The organism is Shewanella sp. SG44-2 (assembly GCF_014164215.1).
Classification (GTDB): Bacteria; Pseudomonadota; Gammaproteobacteria; order Enterobacterales; family Shewanellaceae; genus Shewanella; species Shewanella frigidimarina.
Map to the genome: position 1 here is coordinate 1 of NZ_JACJEU010000084.1, position 389 is coordinate 389.

The 389-nt window shown below is 57.8% G+C and carries 1 protein-coding gene; it reads right to left on the reverse strand.

Annotation, left to right across the window (positions count from 1 at the left end; all coding sequences use genetic code 11):
- On the reverse strand, positions 1 to 389 hold a 389-nt coding region (locus tag H5181_RS20365; RefSeq protein ID WP_182751893.1), incomplete at both ends, for a hypothetical protein.

Below are 389 nucleotides of genomic sequence, written 5' to 3' on the forward strand. Positions count from 1 at the left end.
AACTCAACGGTGGGTGCAGGTGCTGCCACATTGTCCACTGGCTGGTTGTCGGTGGCGGTTGCAGATGGGTTACCGGCGATATCAATCACTTGCGCGGTGACATCAACATCGGTCGCGCCTGCAGTCACAGGCACTTCCACCGGATAACCGTTGTCGAGCATGTCTTGGGTAACGGTCACAGAGGCTAATACGTTGCCGCTGCCATCGGTGACCACTAAGGTGTCGCCTATCTGAGTGCCAGTCGCTAGCGTCACGGTGGCAGTTACAGTGCCGTCGCTGCCGATCTCATCGCTGTTGAACACGCCATCGCTGCCCATGCCGCTGAACTCAACGGTGGGTGCAGGTGCCATGGTGGCATCAACAGGTTGTGTATCTGTTGCGGTTGCAGA